The following is a 497-nucleotide window of genomic DNA, read 5'->3' as shown; positions in this document are numbered from 1 at the left end:
TAAAATGGGGAGAAATTTCTCATTTTAACTTGTACTAAATCTTGACATAGGACCATAGTTCCTTATTTCGTTGATTCATTTTAAATCTTGCATATTTCAAATCAACAATAGTTGTTCATTTCATTGATTTATTTTCGACTTTTAAGCTTTTCAATCATTTTTCTTCCGTATAACGCATGTAAAAATATCTATCAATGAAGTAAAAAATAAATATAAAAAACCGTAAAAATTATTGCCATCAATAAAAATCATATATATGATATTTATAAAGAACAAGCAAAGGAGGTTTAAAATAATGCCTATGAAAAAAAGATTATCCAGTTCCATTGGTGCTATTATTGTTCTATGTGCGATCATTATAATATCGTTACAAAAATATAAGCCAGATCAGGAAATTATCACAACATTCATGCATGAATGGCTAAATGACGATTCCAGGGCAGAGACAGAATACAAAAAAATTCTGGAAACCGGAAGAGACAATCAGGCGTTATCTC

Annotated in this window: 1 protein-coding gene; it reads left to right on the top strand. The window is 28.8% G+C overall.

The features are described 5' to 3' along the window. Window positions 1-295 precede the first annotated feature (295 nt). Window positions 296-497 (top strand): hypothetical protein (locus tag G4407_RS16305; RefSeq protein ID WP_173689708.1); only part of this gene is annotated, 202 nt, incomplete at its 3' end.

Source organism: Allocoprococcus comes (assembly GCF_013300725.1).
Lineage (GTDB): Bacteria > Bacillota > Clostridia > Lachnospirales > Lachnospiraceae > Allocoprococcus > Allocoprococcus comes_A.
This window is presented reverse-complemented; position numbering and strand designations above follow the sequence as displayed.